This is a genomic window from Thiobacillus sp. (assembly GCF_013693775.1).
Lineage (GTDB): Bacteria > Pseudomonadota > Gammaproteobacteria > Burkholderiales > Thiobacillaceae > Thiobacillus.
On the sequence record NZ_CP059257.1, the window covers coordinates 3399129 to 3412843 of the forward strand.

Here is a 13715-nt window from a genome sequence, read left to right on the forward strand (position 1 = left end):
TACGGAAGCGATGGCATGGCTGGCGACGGATGGCGCGCGAGGCGACTGCAAGCAGCTCGATCGCGTCGACGCGTAGAGCGCCCAGACAACCGGCGTGGTACGGTGCGCACCGGGATGTGTACTCGAGCTGGCCAGGCAGGGGCAGGGTCAGGAAATCCTGGTCCTGTCCGGCGTGTTCGAAGACGAATACGGTCGTTACCCGGCAGGCACCTGGATCCGCAGTCAGCACATGAGCCGCCACCAACCCTACAGCCGCACGGGGTGTACGATCTTCGTCAAGACAGGTCATTTGCCGGTGACGGATCGCCGGCCAGCCTGATCGCGTTCCGGATCCGGGGAGCGCTTTTTCATGGCAGGCGGGATCGTAAACGGTCAGCCATAAGCAGATTCGTCCGTAACAGGGCTGGCTTCGCTGGTCAGCTCTTCGGTCCAGGCGAGTGACTGCAATTGGGCAAGATTGACTTCTTCCGGACTGGAGTCGATGTCGCTGGCGTAGCGGGCGATGCGCTCGAAATCGCCGCGTTCCGACGCCTCCGCGAGTTTCAGGAAAGGGGCATAAGGCCCTGTCTGGTGGAGCAGGGCCTGGACGACGGCATCGGGCATCGGGAGCCGTTCGAGCAGCCGGGCAAGCGGGATTTCCATCAGCGGTTCGGCCANGGAGAACAACCCGGTGATGAACAATTCGTCCTGGGCCTGGCGGTCGAGCCGGGACTGGCCGAGCAGCTCGCAGATGCGGCCGCGCGTCACGGCTGTCCGCGCCGCCAGGGCGTTGGTGGGCGTCGGCTTGGCGGTGACCAGCAACAGTGCGAGCCAGCGATACAGCGTCTTCAGCCCGATCAGGGTCAGGGCCTGGCGCACCGTATGGATCTGCTGCTGGAGTCCAGCGGCGGCGGAATTGGCATAGCGCAGCAGACGCAGGGTCAGCGCGGCATTGCGACGTAGCGGCTCTTCGATGTCGCTCAGGTCTTCGCAGCTGCTGACCTTGTTCATCAGGTCGAGTACGGCCAGCTGGCCCGGCTGGATGGATTTGTTGGCCAGATTCTCCGGGCGGGCGAAATAATAGCCCTGGAAATACTGGATGCCGCTGTTGCGGCAGAGTTCGAACATCTCGCGGGTCTCGACCTTCTCGGCGATGAACTGGCCGTTGAAGTCGCGTTGGATGTGCGCGAGGATTTCCACGGTTTNTTCGGGATGCTGTTCGAGCACGCCGAGTTTCACGAAGTCGACCATCGGCAGCAGCGGGCGGTATTCCTCCAGGCAGACGAAATCATCCAGGGCGAAACGGTAGCCGAGTTGCCGGAGTTCCCGGATGCGGGCGATCAGCACCGACGAGACGGGGACGGTCTCGAGGATTTCGTAGACCACGTGCTGGGGTGGCAGCAGGCAGACGAAATCGCTCATCAGGGTGGCTTCGTCCAGATTGATGAAGGCGAGCTTGCCTTGCAGCAGCCAGTCGGGGCCGAGACAGAGGGTATTGCTGATGACGCTGACGCCGGCCTGCAGCTGGCTGCTGATCTGGGCCGAAACGGAGGCCATCGATTGCCTGAACAGAAGTTCGTAGGCGAACAGGCGATGTTCGGCATCCACAATGGGTTGCCGCGCCAGAAAGGTTTCCATGCCCATCCAGTCTCCTCGCAAGACTTGTGTTTGTATCGTTCTCGGCAGAGCATTCAGTTCGTCGACATCGCCCGGAGGCCTGAGTGCTGAATGCGGTGTCGTCCGAACCCATCACCGTGGCGGGAGTCAGAGACGTATCGCTGCATCTTCGTGCGCTTTGCAAGACGAGGTAGCGGCGCGTCCCCGCAGAACTTGAGGCCTATCTTTCCAGATGAACGCAATCCTTCTCGGCAACAGCGACCTGTCCGTCCCATCTGTCTGTCTTGGCACCATGACTTTCGGGCAGCAGAACAGCGAGGCCGATGCGCATGCCCAACTGGACTATGCCCTGGGTCAGGGCGTCAATTTCTTCGATACTGCCGAGATGTATCCGGTACCGGCACGGGCGGAGACGACGGGGCTGACCGAACGCCATGTGGGCACCTGGCTGAAGCGCCAGGCCCGCGACCGCATCGTCCTGGCAACCAAGGCAACCGGCCCGGGCCGGGCATTGGACTGGATCCGGGAAGGTCGGCTCGATTTCAACCGGGCGAACCTGCAGCAGGCGCTCGATGGATCGCTGCAGCGATTGCAGACGGACTACGTCGATCTCTATCAGTTGCATTGGCCCGACCGCAATGTGCCCATGTTCGGCCACTATCATTTCGACCCGACTCAGGAGCGCGAGACCGTTCCACTGCAGGAAACCCTGGCCGCGCTGGCCGATTTCATCCGGGCAGGCAAGATTCGCCACTGGGGACTGTCCAACGAAACGCCGTGGGGGCTGATGACGGTGCTGCGGCTGACCGATGCGTTGGGACTGCCCCGCCCGGTTTCGGTCCAGAACGCCTACAGCCTGCTGAACCGGACCTGGGAAAACGGCCTGGCCGAAATCGGTTTCCGCGAGTGTGTCAGTTTGCTGGCCTACTCGCCGCTCGGCTTCGGCGTGCTGTCCGGCAAATACCTGGATGACCCGAAAACGCCAGGGCGGGTGAATCTGTTCGCCGGATTCGCCGGCCGCTATGGCAAGCCCAACACGGCGCCGGCCGTGGCCGCGTACGCGGCGCTCGCCCGGCGGCATGGCCTGACGCCCACCCAGCTGGCACTGGGTTTCGTCTATAACCGCTGGTGCGTCGGCAGTACGATCGTCGGCGCCACCACGATGGCGCAGTTGCAGGAGAATCTGGCGGCGCGCCAGACCGGGCTGAGCCCTGACATCCTGGCGGATATCGAACGCATCCACCTGCAGTTCCCCAATCCGGCACCCTGAACCCGGGGCAGGCTGTTCGCACTGTCCGGTGCGCGCATTCGCTGTGGTGGAAACTTACCAGTTTTCTGGCATGGTAATCGCACCTCCCTGATCGTTGGATCACTCAGGAGGTGCGTCATGATGACGGCCAGAAATGCGCCACCGCACGCCGAACGAAGCGATATCGTGGAATCGGAACTATTGGATATGTTGCAGACGCTGATCGATGCCCACTGCGGGCTGTCGGCAATTCATCAACTGCTTGATGAGGCCAAGACAATGCCGGAAATCCGCGTCCGGTTTGCGCAGTGGCAGGCGAGCCAGCGCGAGCACGACACGTAACGGACAGGCCCCTGCAGATGCCGGCATGCGGATGCCGACCATGCACGCCCGCCAACCCCGAGGCGTCGATCCTTAGGTTCTGTCCTGTGGAACGACGGTCTCCGGTGCCGGAGGCGTCTCGGGCACCGTGGCTTTCTTGAGCGCCTTCTCAGCTTTCTTCTTCTTCTTTTCCAGCTCGCGTTGCCGTTTTTCGTACTGATAGTTGGGTTTCATACCTGAACAATAATGGGCGCCAGGCCAAACAACAATAGCGGAAGCAGGGCGGCGCAGGATGCCGCAGAATGAACGTCGCTGGTTGGGGACTGCGGATGGTGCGATGTTTGACGGCAGGGTCCGCATGAACCCTGCCCGAATGCATGACCTCAGGGATGGGCTTCGTTCGTAGGAGCGGCGCTGGCTGCGACGGTTGAAACGGCTCCAGTAGTAGCCTGTGGCTGTTGCGTTCCTTCTGGTTTTTCCGCAGGTGGCGCATCAATGGTGACTTTTTCGCCCATCAGGACAGTGATCATGGTTGGGTAGTCATACGCAGCGCCGCTTGCCACGTCGACGCCTGCACCGATCACGCCGCCAAAAATGATGTTGCCGAACGCCATGGCCTTGGTCGACGACTTCACGCTGGCCAGCCCCGGCTCCTGGTTTTCCTTCTCACAGTTGATCAGCAGATCTTCGTAGCTGCGCCTGACGGTCACCGAGCCAGGACTTGTGACAAACCAGGTGCCCTTGTTGTTGGAGAGCTTGCAGTTCGCGCTCATGACAGCTTCGCCCTGCTTGCTGCGTGTTTCCACCGAGACGCTCTGATTCTGGCCGGAAACAATCGAAGCGCAGCCCGAGCCCAGCATCGTTGCAGACATTAAAACGACTAGATTGATCTTATTCAAAATAACTCCTCCCTATGAACGCCTTTCCAGTAAAGGCGGGAGGATTCTATCTGCCTGCTTGTGGGAGCGATAGCTTGCCGGCAACCGGTTGGGCGACGTCCGGACCGTACCGGACGTCGCGGGGCGATCAACCCACTTTCGGCAAGCGATCGAGGGCGGCCCGGATCGCTTCTTCCGGATAGGCGAAGTCTTCGAGCTTCCCGCTGAAGTAGCTGTCGTAGGCCGCCATGTCGAAGTGGCCGTGGCCGGACAGGTTGAAGAACAAGGTCTTCGGTTCGCCGCTTGCCTTGCAGCGCAGGGCCTCGTCGATGCAGGCGGCGATGGCATGGTTGGACTCGGGCGCCGGAACGATGCCCTCGGCACGGGCGAAGGTGACGCCGGCCTTGAAGGTGGCGAGCTGGTGCACCGCCACCGCCTCGAGCAGCTTCTCATGGTAGAGCTGCGACACCAGCGCCGAGTCGCCGTGATAGCGCAGGCCGCCTGCGTGGATGCCGGGCGGCATGAAGTCGTGGCCGAGGGTGTACATCAGCATCATCGGCGTGAGCTTGGCGGTGTCGCCGAAGTCGTAGGCATAGTGGCCGCGCGTCAGGGTGGGGCAGGAGGCGGGTTCGACCGCGACCAGGCGCACATTCTTGCCGGCGGCCTTGTCGGCGAAGAAAGNGAAGGCCGCGCCGCCGAAGTTGGAACCGCCGCCGCAGGGGGCGAAGATCATGTCGGGGTAATCGCCGGCCTTCTCGAACTGCTTCTTCGCTTCCAGCCCGATCACGGTCTGATGCAGCAGGACATGATTCAGCACCGAGCCGAGGGCGTAGTTGGTGTCGGCACGCGAGGCGGCATCTTCCACCGCCTCGGATATCGCCAGGCCGAGCGAGCCCGGGTTGTCGGGGTCTTCCGCCAGCGCAGCACGGCCGGAGTTGGTTTCCCTGCTCGGGCTGGCGAACACTTCCGCGCCCCAGGTCTGCATCATCGAGCGGCGGTAGGGCTTCTGCCCGTAGCTGACCTTGACCATGTACACGCGCACCTCGAGCCCGAACATCTGCCCGGCAAGCGCCATCGAGCAGCCCCATTGCCCGGCGCCCGTTTCGGTGGCGATGCGCTTGATGCCGGCTTCGGCGTTGTAGTAGGCCTGGGCCACCGAGGTGTTGACCTTGTGCGACCCGGCCGGCGAAACGCCTTCGTATTTGTAGTAGATCTTCGCCGGGGTGCCGAGCACCGCTTCCAGGCGGTGGGCGCGGAACAACGGCGAGGGGCGCCACAGCTGGTAGATTTCGCGCACTTTTTCCGGGATCGGGATCCAGCGTTCCGCAGACATTTCCTGCTCGATCAGGCTCATCGGAAAGATCGCCGTCAGCGCCTCGGGGCCGATCGGCTTGCCGTCCGGACCCAGCGGCGGCGCCGGCCGGTTGGGCATATCGGCGACGATGTTGTACCAGTGGCTGGGAATCTCGGATTCGTCGAGCAGGAACTTGGTTTGCGGCATGGCATTCTCCTTTTTATGGGATCGTGTCGGCATTTCGGACAGGCAGGTCGACCAAAACCATCATCGACCAATCGCTCCGGGCCGTCAACGAAGCCGCGAGCCGGTACGGTCCGAATGAGGCGGGTGGCGGGCGGCAGATCCGCACGCGAAATTCCTGATTGTTTTTGTCGGGTATTGGCCTACAAATGAGTACAGGCCGCACGCTTATCCCGCACTGCCCCCCGATGTTCCCTTAACTCAGGAGACGTTCACCATGAGAAACGTACATATCGACTATCAAGGCCCGGACCAAGGCTTCCAGGCCGCCAGCCTGCTCGCGAAAGAGGCGGCGAAAGCGAACCAGATGAAGGATCCGACCATCATGTCGTGGCATCGAAGCGGCGGGATGGGCGAAACGCTGCCTTTCTACGACGGCGCCGATCCGGAAACCTGGTGGGAAAAATACGGGGAGGGCAACGGTGGCAGGCTGGAGGTCAGCGTGGGGGATGGCTACCAGTTCATCCTGATGGACACGCGCGGCTACGAGACCGTGGGCGATATGCCGCTGCGCAACCTGACGGATCGCGACGGCAACCCGTACCTCTGCTTTACGCCCCTGCAGGGAATGGATTCCCCGGTGCCCAAGCGGGAGGCCTGCACCCTGCTGGATGGCTGGATGGCCGATCAGTTTTGACGCATACCTGGCGCCAGGCATGCATGCCACAGGAGAAACAGGGCAATGAACCATACCGTCACACTGCTGAGGAGCCAGTTCGTTACCCACGACGTGAAGCATTTTATCGTCAGCAAGCCGGAAGGCTTCTCCATCGTTCCCGGCCAGGGGGTGGAGCTGGCGGTCAACCGGCCCGAACTGCGGGAGCAGGGCCGGCCGTTCACGCCTACCGGGCTGGCCGGCGACCGGGTGCTCGAGTTCACCATCAAGGCCTATCCCGACCACGCGGGCGTGACCCAGGCGCTCCACCAGCTGGAGCCGGGCGCCGAGCTGCTGATGTCCGAGCCGTTTGGCACGATCCGCTACGAAGGCCCTGGCGTGTTCATCGCCGGCGGTGCGGGCATCACGCCTTTTCTCGCCATCCTGCGCGATCTGGGGGACAAGGGGGCGTTGGACAGGCAGACCCTGATCTTTTCCAACAAGGCCCCACGCGACGTGATCTGCGAAAGGGAATTACGCCATGTGCTGGGTGAGCGCTGCATTCTGACCTGTACCGGCGCCACGGCGCCGGGGTATGANAACCGGCGCGTCGATCGTGCGTTCCTGGAAGAAAGGGTCAGTGATTTCACGCAGCGTTTCTACGTCTGCGGCCCACCGCCCTTCATGGATGCGATCAACGCTGCCCTGACGGATCTGGGGGCGCGTTCGGAAAGCCTGGTGTTCGAACGATGACTTCCCAGCTCGCTTGCCCGGCCGGCAGGCTTTCAAATAAAACGGGGCATGCGCCCCGTTTTATTTTTCGATCAGCCCGTTTCTTATTTCACCGGTTTGACGGTAGCCAGGCCCAATACTTCCCAGTCCTGCATGCCGCCGCGGTACCACTTGATCTTGTGCGCGGGATAGCCGATTTTCAGCAGGCCCTTGATGTTGGTGGGAGATTGTCCGCACCAGGGGCCATTACAGAACATGACGACCGTCTTGGCGTTGTCGAACATATAGAAGCCGTCCTGATTCTTCACGCCGAGCTGCTTCTCGAGGATTTCCTGGACCGTAATGGGGTCGGACTTGCCGATGTTGAGCTTGTCCCAGGGAATATTGACCGAACCCGGTATCGTGCCCTTTTCCACCCAGTCCGGCGTGCGCGAATCGACCACCAGGATGGACTTGTCGCCGTCGCTCATTTNTTTCAGGTAGTGAATGATTTCAAGCTCGCCGATGGTCTCGACTCCCGGTGCGAGTTCGCCTGGTTGAATGCAGAAGGGCGGGCACTTGCGCGAGGTCTTGGCGAAATCGGGATTGACGGTGTTCTTCTGATCCTGATTGCGCATGATCGTGACCTTCTGGTCGCCATGCATGACTTCGACGGAGGCCAGGTCGGCAGCAATGTTCACGTCCAGGGCGCTGGCGGNTATGGGCGCCGCAAGCGCGGCGAAAAGGGTAGTGGTGGCGATTAACGAGCGAAGCTTCATGTTGTCTCCTAAGGTTATGCGGGATATGCGATGGGTCGATCTAGTCCTAGTCGCATTCCGGTTCTTCGTGGGTGGCACTGCTCTTCTTGGATGTAGGTGAGGCGTTGTGGGTATCCTCCTTTGTGCTGGGTTGGCTTGGTTGATCGCTGACGGCTTCAGGCGAAGGATGAGGCTGGACGTCAGCGGCTGCATAGGCGTTGCCTAGCGTCAGGCAGAGTATGGCCGCTACGATGTGGGATGGGCCGGTCATGCGTGTCATAGAGGATCCTCCATGGATGGGATTGATTGTTTATCCGCCGTAAACGGGCTGGGTTTGGGGTCCCTGCCATGCATGTTTCGTGCCGGTTTGTATCTATATGATTCTTAATACGATCGGGTTTCATGTGTGTACGACTATGACACAGTTGTCAGGAAATATGTCATGACAAGAAGATAGCGTACCCTTAGATAAACAGTCGAATCTTGAGGTGTTCCTGTTCCCAGTAAGGCCTGAGGGCGGCAGTTGAACATCGGGCAGGTTTCATGGAGGATTCCAGGCTTTCCTACTGAAGCCGCAGCGCGGCCGGATATCCCCATGATGCGAAAACCTGTGTGGCGCAATGTACGGTTCGTCGCAGGCAAGCTCGTCTGGCGGCTCGCGGCGTGACGCGTTACCACGCCTTGTTGCTGGGTCTATTTGCGCTCGTATGGGGATGGGCTGCTATCGGGCCGACGTATCCGCACGACTGGCTGCTGGAGAATTACCTGGTATTCATCTTCGTGCCGCTCATCCTGCTGACCGCACGCTATTTCAGGCTATCCGACCTCTCCTACACGCTGATCACCGTCTTCATGCTGATGCATGTGGTGGGGTCGCACTACACCTATGCCGAAGTGCCATTCGGCTATACGCTTCAACAGTGGGTCGGGGCGAGCCGCAACATGTACGACCGGCTGGTGCACTTCAGCTTCGGCCTGCTGCTGGCCTATCCGTTACGCGAGGTCTTCATGCGCGTGGCAAAGGTGCGCGGACTGTGGTCGTACTGGTTCCCGTTCGAACTGGTGCTGGCTTTTTCGGGTGCCTACGAGATCATCGAGTGGCTGGTGGCTGTCCGGGTCGATCCGTCGGCCGGCCTCGCCTTCCTCGGCGCGCAAGGGGATATATGGGATGCGCAAAAAGACATGGCGTTGGCGGCTGTCGGCGCGGCGATCAGCCTGCTGATCGTGGCCCTGGTCCACTGGCGCTACGATCCGGCCTTCGGCAGCGATCTGCGCGCCAGCCTGAAAATCGATCATGGCGACCGGCCCTTGGGTGAGCAGACCTTGTGGGCGATGCTCAGGAACCGGCGCCGGCGCTGACGCTCAGGCCTGTCTCCCGGCGGGCGCCAGGCAGGCGGCGCTAATCCCGCCTGCGGTCGTCATGATCGCGGTCCCGCTCGCCTCCGCCATCGCGGCCTCTGTATCGGATCTCCCGGGGATAACGGTCCCGCGGCAGCTCTCTCCAGGGGCCTGTTCGTTCGTGCGAATAGCTCCACCGTTGATCGTGGTAGTAATAGAAAAGCCATTGTGGTAGTANGTAGGGCTCGACGCCCAACTCGACCACCAGCGGCAGTGCGGGTGCCACGACCCATTCGGACCCTCGGTGCGAGGGAGCTACGATGCAGCCGGAGAGTAGGAGCGCGGCGAGCAGTGCGATAGAAAACTTCCTGTGCATGGGTTTCTCCTGGTCAGCATCGTNGGTGCGGTGCCCGCCCCCAGCCTGCTGACAGGAACGTGCGTGCCGGGTACGCGGGTGTTCGAGCTTGAAACCTAGCGCAAGCCGATTGAACTTCAAGCAGCCGGGCAGGCCAGGNTTACATTCGGTTACAACTCGTTACATAGTCACGGGTCTCCGACATCCCGGGGATACATCGCCGTCCCAGAATGCGTTTCATGCCGACCTGCTTCGNGCCGGCTTCTTGACAATCTTTCTGAAGGAGAGCGCAATGAAACTGATCCCGGGTTCTTTTACCAAACGTGCATTGATGGTGAGTTTGATCGCCGGCAGCGGCATTCTGGCGGCATCGTCTTTCGCCATGACGGCAGGCGGGCCTGCCGGCAAGGATGGCTGCGATGCCCGACAGGGCCAGAAAATCCACGCCAAGTGGGAAGCGCGGCGAGCCGAGCATCTGTCCGAGTTGAAGGAAAAACTCAAGCTGAGTCCTGAACGGGAAGCCGCATGGAACACTTTCACCCGTGCTAGCCAGCCCGGCATGCGTCATGCAAGTGCCGATCGTCAGGCCATGAGGAGCGAGTTTGAAAAGCTGAGTACGCCGCAACGCCTGGACAAGATGATGGCCCTGTCGGATGCGCGCCGCACCCGAATGCTGGAGCGCAACCAGGCCATCAAGGCGTTCTATGCCCAGTTGAACCCCGAGCAGCAAAAGGTGTTCGATGCCGAGGCGATGCCTGATCCCATGCGGGCACGCGGGCATCACCGCTTCCAGTCCTGAGTCGTCAGGCAGGCGTGGGCGGCAAGCGCCCACGCTTTTTATGGGGCTGGCTGGCCTCGAATAAACAATGGCGGAATGGCCGAGCTTCCAATACTATTTCCCGCATAAAAAATAATGGAGGAGGAGTTCATGTTCATCGGAACGTTATCGAATCGATCCGGCCGCGTGGCGGCCGCCTGGACGAAACGGACGATTACGCACGCGCCACGTCGATGATGTATTCGACAAGAAGGCATCCTGATCGCGCGGTAAGCGACGGCCCGGACTGGGTGCGTGATCAGCCGTGCGGACCCGGAAGTGCGGCACGATGAGCCGGTCGACGACCGCCGTCTTGCTGTCCGCATTCATATTGCCCGGCGCCGGCCATCTCTATCTGAAACACTATCCGCGCGGGCTCGCCCTGATCGCGATCAGCCTTGCATGCCTCTGGGTTTTCGTGGACCGGGCGATGCAGCAGGCGTCGTTGGTTCTCGATCAGGTGGTATCCGAAGGCGCAGCGGTCGATGTCGGCCGGTTATCGGAACTGGTCACACAGACGTCGAATGGCCCGGGCAGTCTCGTCGTTACGGTGGCTTCGCTGGTGCTGGCCGGCTGCTGGGCGATCGGGATCGTCGATGCCTACCGGATCGCACGAAACCAGCAGAACCAGAATGCAGCGTCCCGCAGTCCGGCGAGGCGATAAATAATTCGTCGCTCCCACGCGAGGAGGGAGCGAATGATCTGGAAAGGAAGAACGATGGCCACACCGGATATCCGCAACATTGCCGTATTTTGTGATTTCGAGAACGTGGCGATCGGTATCAAGGAAGCCAGCTATCCCGAGTTCAAGATTCGCCCAGTGCTCGAGCGCCTGTTGCTCAAGGGCAGTATCGTCGTGAAGAAGGCCTACTGCGACTGGGACCGCTACAAGGAATATAAGCGCGACATGCACGAGGCGGCCTTCGAACTGATCGAGATCCCGCATGTGCGGCAGTCGGGCAAGAACTCGGCGGACATTCGCATGGTGGTGGATGCGCTCGACCTTTGCTATACGAAGTCACACATCGATGCCTTCGTGATCATCAGCGGGGACTCGGATTTCTCGCCGCTGATTTCCAAACTGAAGGAGAACGGCAAGAGCGTGATCGGCATCGGGGTGCGCGGTTCGGCCTCGTCGCTGCTGATCGGCAACTGTGACGAGTTCATCTTTTACGAGGATCTGGCACAGATCAAGGCGCCGGCGAAAGCGCCTGCCAGAAAGCCGGCGCCGGCTGCACCGGCCAAAGAAGCGGCCGTCAGCACACCCAAGAGTCCGACCCGGCGGCGTACCCGGCCGATGGTGGAAAAGCCGGTTGCGGCCGACGAAGGGCGGGCCGCAGGAATGGTCGAGGCGACTGCCGAAGACAAGAAGAACCAGGCGATCGAACTCGTGGTGGGCACGGTCGAGCAACTGGTGGCGGAGCGCGGCGGCGAGGGTTCCATCTCGGCGTCGCTGATCAAGAGCACCATCAAGCGGATCCGTCCGGGATTCAGCGAATCGGAATACGGCTACAGCGCATTTGGAAAAATACTGGACGATGCGCACAANAAAGGCGTACTGGTGGTGGACAAGAAGGAGGGGGCGCCGTCATTNGTCAGCCTGCCGCCCTCGCGGGGCTGAAGTATGAGCGGACGTTCCGGTCTTTGCCGGAAGGAAAAACACTAAGCTGCGTCGGGATTGATGGGCCCCGATCATGAAGGCCACGCCGAGAACGACAACCCAGTCTGGCGGGTTTCACGGCTGAGGGTGGATTTGGAGCAAGACAGATGCTTTTTCCGTTGATCGACGAATTGGCCACGACCGACATCGTGAGCGTGCCGCCCCGCGTTGCAGTCCGCCATGCGTTGCAGAAGATGTCGCAGTACAAGGTGCGCAACGTGGTGGTGGAAGAGGAGCCGGGCGGCTACGGGTTGCTGACTGCGTCCGATGTGGTGCGGCTCCGCTTCTCGCAGCTGGGGCTCGATACCACGATCGGCGACGCGGGCTACCACGCCCTTCCCTACATCGCCAAGGGGAGCAATCTGCTGGATGTGATCGAACTGTTCGACGACGCACATGGCTACGCGGCGGTGATCGACGAGTCGAACAAGCTGTTTGGCATTGTCTCGAACACCGACATTCTCGCCAGCCTCGATCCGCAGACCATGTTGCAGCGCCAACAATTGCGTGATCTGTTGCGTCGCCACGAGGTCAAGAAGATGCCGCATGACACGCCGATCGGCGACGTACTGACCTGTCTGGTCGATCAGGACGATGCGGTGGTCGTGACCGAGCAGGGCGTGGGCGTCGGCATCGTGACGACGCGCGATGCCATCCGCCTGCTGCACGACGAGGTGGCGCTGGTGGACCCGGTGCATGTACACATGTCTATTCCGCTCCGTACCGTGACCTGCGACCTGACCGTGGGCGAGGCGGTGGCAGCCATGCGCGACCTGAATTTCAAGCGGCTGGTGGTGGAAGACCCGCGAAGCCGGGAATTGATCGGCATCATCACCCAGCATGATCTCATCGGCGTGGCCTACAGCCGGTGGGCCGAGCTGATGCACCACCATGCGCTGGAACTGCGCGAAATCATCCATGTGCTGGAAAACAAGACGGCACGATTGGAGAAAATCGCCGCGACCGANCCCCTGACCGGGATGGCCAACCGGACACGCTTCGAGGAATTGTTGCTCACCGAACAGGAGCGGCACAGCCGCCTGCCTACGGTGCCGTTTTCGGTGCTCATCGTCGACGTCGACCGTTTCAAGCAGGTCAACGACACCTGGGGGCACAACCAGGGCGATATCGTGCTGCGTGGGGTGGCGCAGCATATCCAGGGACAGTTGCGCCACATCGATACGCTGGCGAGATGGGGTGGTGAGGAGTTCGCGGTATTGCTGCCGCAGACCGATCTCGAAGCCGCCCATCTGGTTGCAGGCAGGATCTGCCGGTCGCTGGCGCAAAACGTGTTCGAACGTGTGGGGCGCGTGACAGCCAGCTTCGGCGTCGCCATGTACCAGACGGGCGAATCCGCGTCGGCGCTGCTCGGCCGTGCCGACGAGGCGCTGTACTGCGCGAAGCGCAATGGCCGCAACCGCGTCGAGAAGGGATGAACAGACTTCTGTTGATTGCCGCGCTCGCAGTCGCCGCCTACTTCACGTTTGCCCCGGGCCACCATACGCCGGGCAGCCGCGAGGCCCCAGCTTCGCACGGCGTGTCGCAGGCGGGGCAAGACGACAGCGATGCCGCCCTCGAACACGCATTCACGCATCGCATCGGCAACCTGCAAGTGGCCGGGCAGGGGACGGTGGTGAAGCTGCTGCCGGATGACGCCAGCGGCAGCCGGCATCAGCGCTTCATCCTGCGGCTGGCATCCGGCCGTACGCTGCTGGTAGCGCACAACATTGATCTGGCGCCACGCATCGAGACATTGCAAGCNGGGGATACGGTGGCCTTCTACGGCGAGTACGAATGGAATCCGAAGGGCGGCGTGATCCACTGGACACACCACGACCCGCAGGGGCGCCACGCTTCCGGCTGGATCAAACACGGCGGACGGATCTACCAGTAGGGACCA

The 13715-nt window shown here is 61.5% G+C and carries 16 protein-coding genes; 11 read left to right on the forward strand and 5 right to left on the reverse strand.

The window, feature by feature from the left end; all coding sequences use genetic code 11:
- Positions 1 to 94 precede the first annotated feature (94 nt).
- Positions 95 to 319: a cupin domain-containing protein gene (locus HZY77_RS16840; protein ID WP_296817320.1), complete on the forward strand. Its 225-nt coding sequence runs from the start codon at positions 95 to 97 to the stop codon at positions 317 to 319.
- Between the two features lie 53 nt (positions 320 to 372).
- Here the strand turns inward: HZY77_RS16840 and HZY77_RS16845 are convergent, their stop codons facing one another.
- Positions 373 to 1617, reverse strand: coding sequence for an HDOD domain-containing protein (locus HZY77_RS16845; RefSeq protein WP_296817323.1), 1245 nt, complete (start codon positions 1615 to 1617; stop codon positions 373 to 375).
- 211 nt (positions 1618 to 1828) lie between these two features.
- On the opposite strand from HZY77_RS16845, the gene HZY77_RS16850 reads away from it, so the two are divergent.
- Both HZY77_RS16850 and HZY77_RS16855 read left to right on the forward strand, forming a co-directional pair.
- Positions 1829 to 2866 (forward strand): aldo/keto reductase, encoded by a 1038-nt coding sequence (locus HZY77_RS16850; RefSeq protein ID WP_296817326.1) that lies wholly within the window; start codon positions 1829 to 1831, stop codon positions 2864 to 2866.
- Positions 2867 to 2983: 117 nt separating this feature from the next.
- Positions 2984 to 3187: a hypothetical protein gene (locus HZY77_RS16855; RefSeq protein WP_296817329.1), complete on the forward strand. Its 204-nt coding sequence runs from the start codon at positions 2984 to 2986 to the stop codon at positions 3185 to 3187.
- Positions 3188 to 3259: 72 nt separating this feature from the next.
- On the opposite strand, the gene HZY77_RS16860 is transcribed toward HZY77_RS16855, so the two are convergent.
- The 3 genes from HZY77_RS16860 to HZY77_RS16870 all read right to left on the reverse strand — a co-directional run bounded on the left by HZY77_RS16860 (position 3260) and on the right by HZY77_RS16870 (position 5545).
- The gene (locus HZY77_RS16860) at positions 3260 to 3400 is read right to left on the reverse strand and encodes a hypothetical protein (RefSeq protein ID WP_296633636.1); all 141 of its coding nucleotides are present in this window, start codon (positions 3398 to 3400) and stop codon (positions 3260 to 3262) included.
- A gap of 149 nt (positions 3401 to 3549) precedes the next feature.
- On the reverse strand, positions 3550 to 4065 hold the full coding sequence (locus HZY77_RS16865) for a hypothetical protein (RefSeq protein WP_296817332.1): 516 nt from the start codon (positions 4063 to 4065) through the stop codon (positions 3550 to 3552).
- A gap of 127 nt (positions 4066 to 4192) precedes the next feature.
- On the reverse strand, positions 4193 to 5545 hold the full coding sequence (locus HZY77_RS16870) for a TrpB-like pyridoxal phosphate-dependent enzyme (protein ID WP_296817335.1): 1353 nt from the start codon (positions 5543 to 5545) through the stop codon (positions 4193 to 4195).
- A 253-nt stretch (positions 5546 to 5798) separates the two neighbouring features.
- Here HZY77_RS16870 and HZY77_RS16875 point away from each other — a divergent pair, with 253 nt between their 5' ends.
- Positions 5799 to 6218, forward strand: a complete 420-nt coding sequence (locus HZY77_RS16875; RefSeq protein ID WP_296817338.1) for an AF1514 family protein — start codon at positions 5799 to 5801, stop codon at positions 6216 to 6218.
- Between the two features lie 45 nt (positions 6219 to 6263).
- Positions 6264 to 6929: an FAD-binding oxidoreductase gene (locus tag HZY77_RS16880; RefSeq protein ID WP_296817341.1), complete on the forward strand. Its 666-nt coding sequence runs from the start codon at positions 6264 to 6266 to the stop codon at positions 6927 to 6929.
- Positions 6930 to 7012: 83 nt separating this feature from the next.
- On the opposite strand, the gene HZY77_RS16885 is transcribed toward HZY77_RS16880, so the two are convergent.
- Positions 7013 to 7666, reverse strand: coding sequence for a rhodanese-like domain-containing protein (locus tag HZY77_RS16885; protein WP_296817344.1), 654 nt, complete (start codon positions 7664 to 7666; stop codon positions 7013 to 7015).
- A 642-nt stretch (positions 7667 to 8308) separates the two neighbouring features.
- On the opposite strand from HZY77_RS16885, the gene HZY77_RS16890 reads away from it, so the two are divergent.
- From HZY77_RS16890 to HZY77_RS16915, 6 genes are all read left to right on the forward strand, one after another.
- Positions 8309 to 9004 (forward strand): DUF2238 domain-containing protein, encoded by a 696-nt coding sequence (locus tag HZY77_RS16890; protein WP_296817348.1) that lies wholly within the window; start codon positions 8309 to 8311, stop codon positions 9002 to 9004.
- A gap of 626 nt (positions 9005 to 9630) precedes the next feature.
- Positions 9631 to 10137 carry a Spy/CpxP family protein refolding chaperone gene (locus tag HZY77_RS16895; RefSeq protein WP_296817351.1) on the forward strand — a complete coding sequence of 169 codons (507 nt, stop codon included), beginning with the start codon at positions 9631 to 9633 and terminating at the stop codon, positions 10135 to 10137.
- A gap of 307 nt (positions 10138 to 10444) precedes the next feature.
- Complete coding sequence (locus HZY77_RS16900) at positions 10445 to 10819, forward strand: DUF6677 family protein (RefSeq protein ID WP_296817354.1); 375 nt, start codon at positions 10445 to 10447, stop codon at positions 10817 to 10819.
- 54 nt (positions 10820 to 10873) lie between these two features.
- Positions 10874 to 11776 (forward strand): NYN domain-containing protein, encoded by a 903-nt coding sequence (locus tag HZY77_RS16905; protein ID WP_296817357.1) that lies wholly within the window; start codon positions 10874 to 10876, stop codon positions 11774 to 11776.
- A 146-nt stretch (positions 11777 to 11922) separates the two neighbouring features.
- On the forward strand, positions 11923 to 13251 hold the full coding sequence (locus HZY77_RS16910) for a diguanylate cyclase (protein ID WP_296817360.1): 1329 nt from the start codon (positions 11923 to 11925) through the stop codon (positions 13249 to 13251).
- Positions 13248 to 13709 carry a DUF3465 domain-containing protein gene (locus HZY77_RS16915; RefSeq protein WP_296817364.1) on the forward strand — a complete coding sequence of 154 codons (462 nt, stop codon included), beginning with the start codon at positions 13248 to 13250 and terminating at the stop codon, positions 13707 to 13709. The genes HZY77_RS16910 and HZY77_RS16915 overlap by 4 nt, the downstream gene beginning before the upstream one ends.
- Positions 13710 to 13715 lie beyond the last annotated feature (6 nt).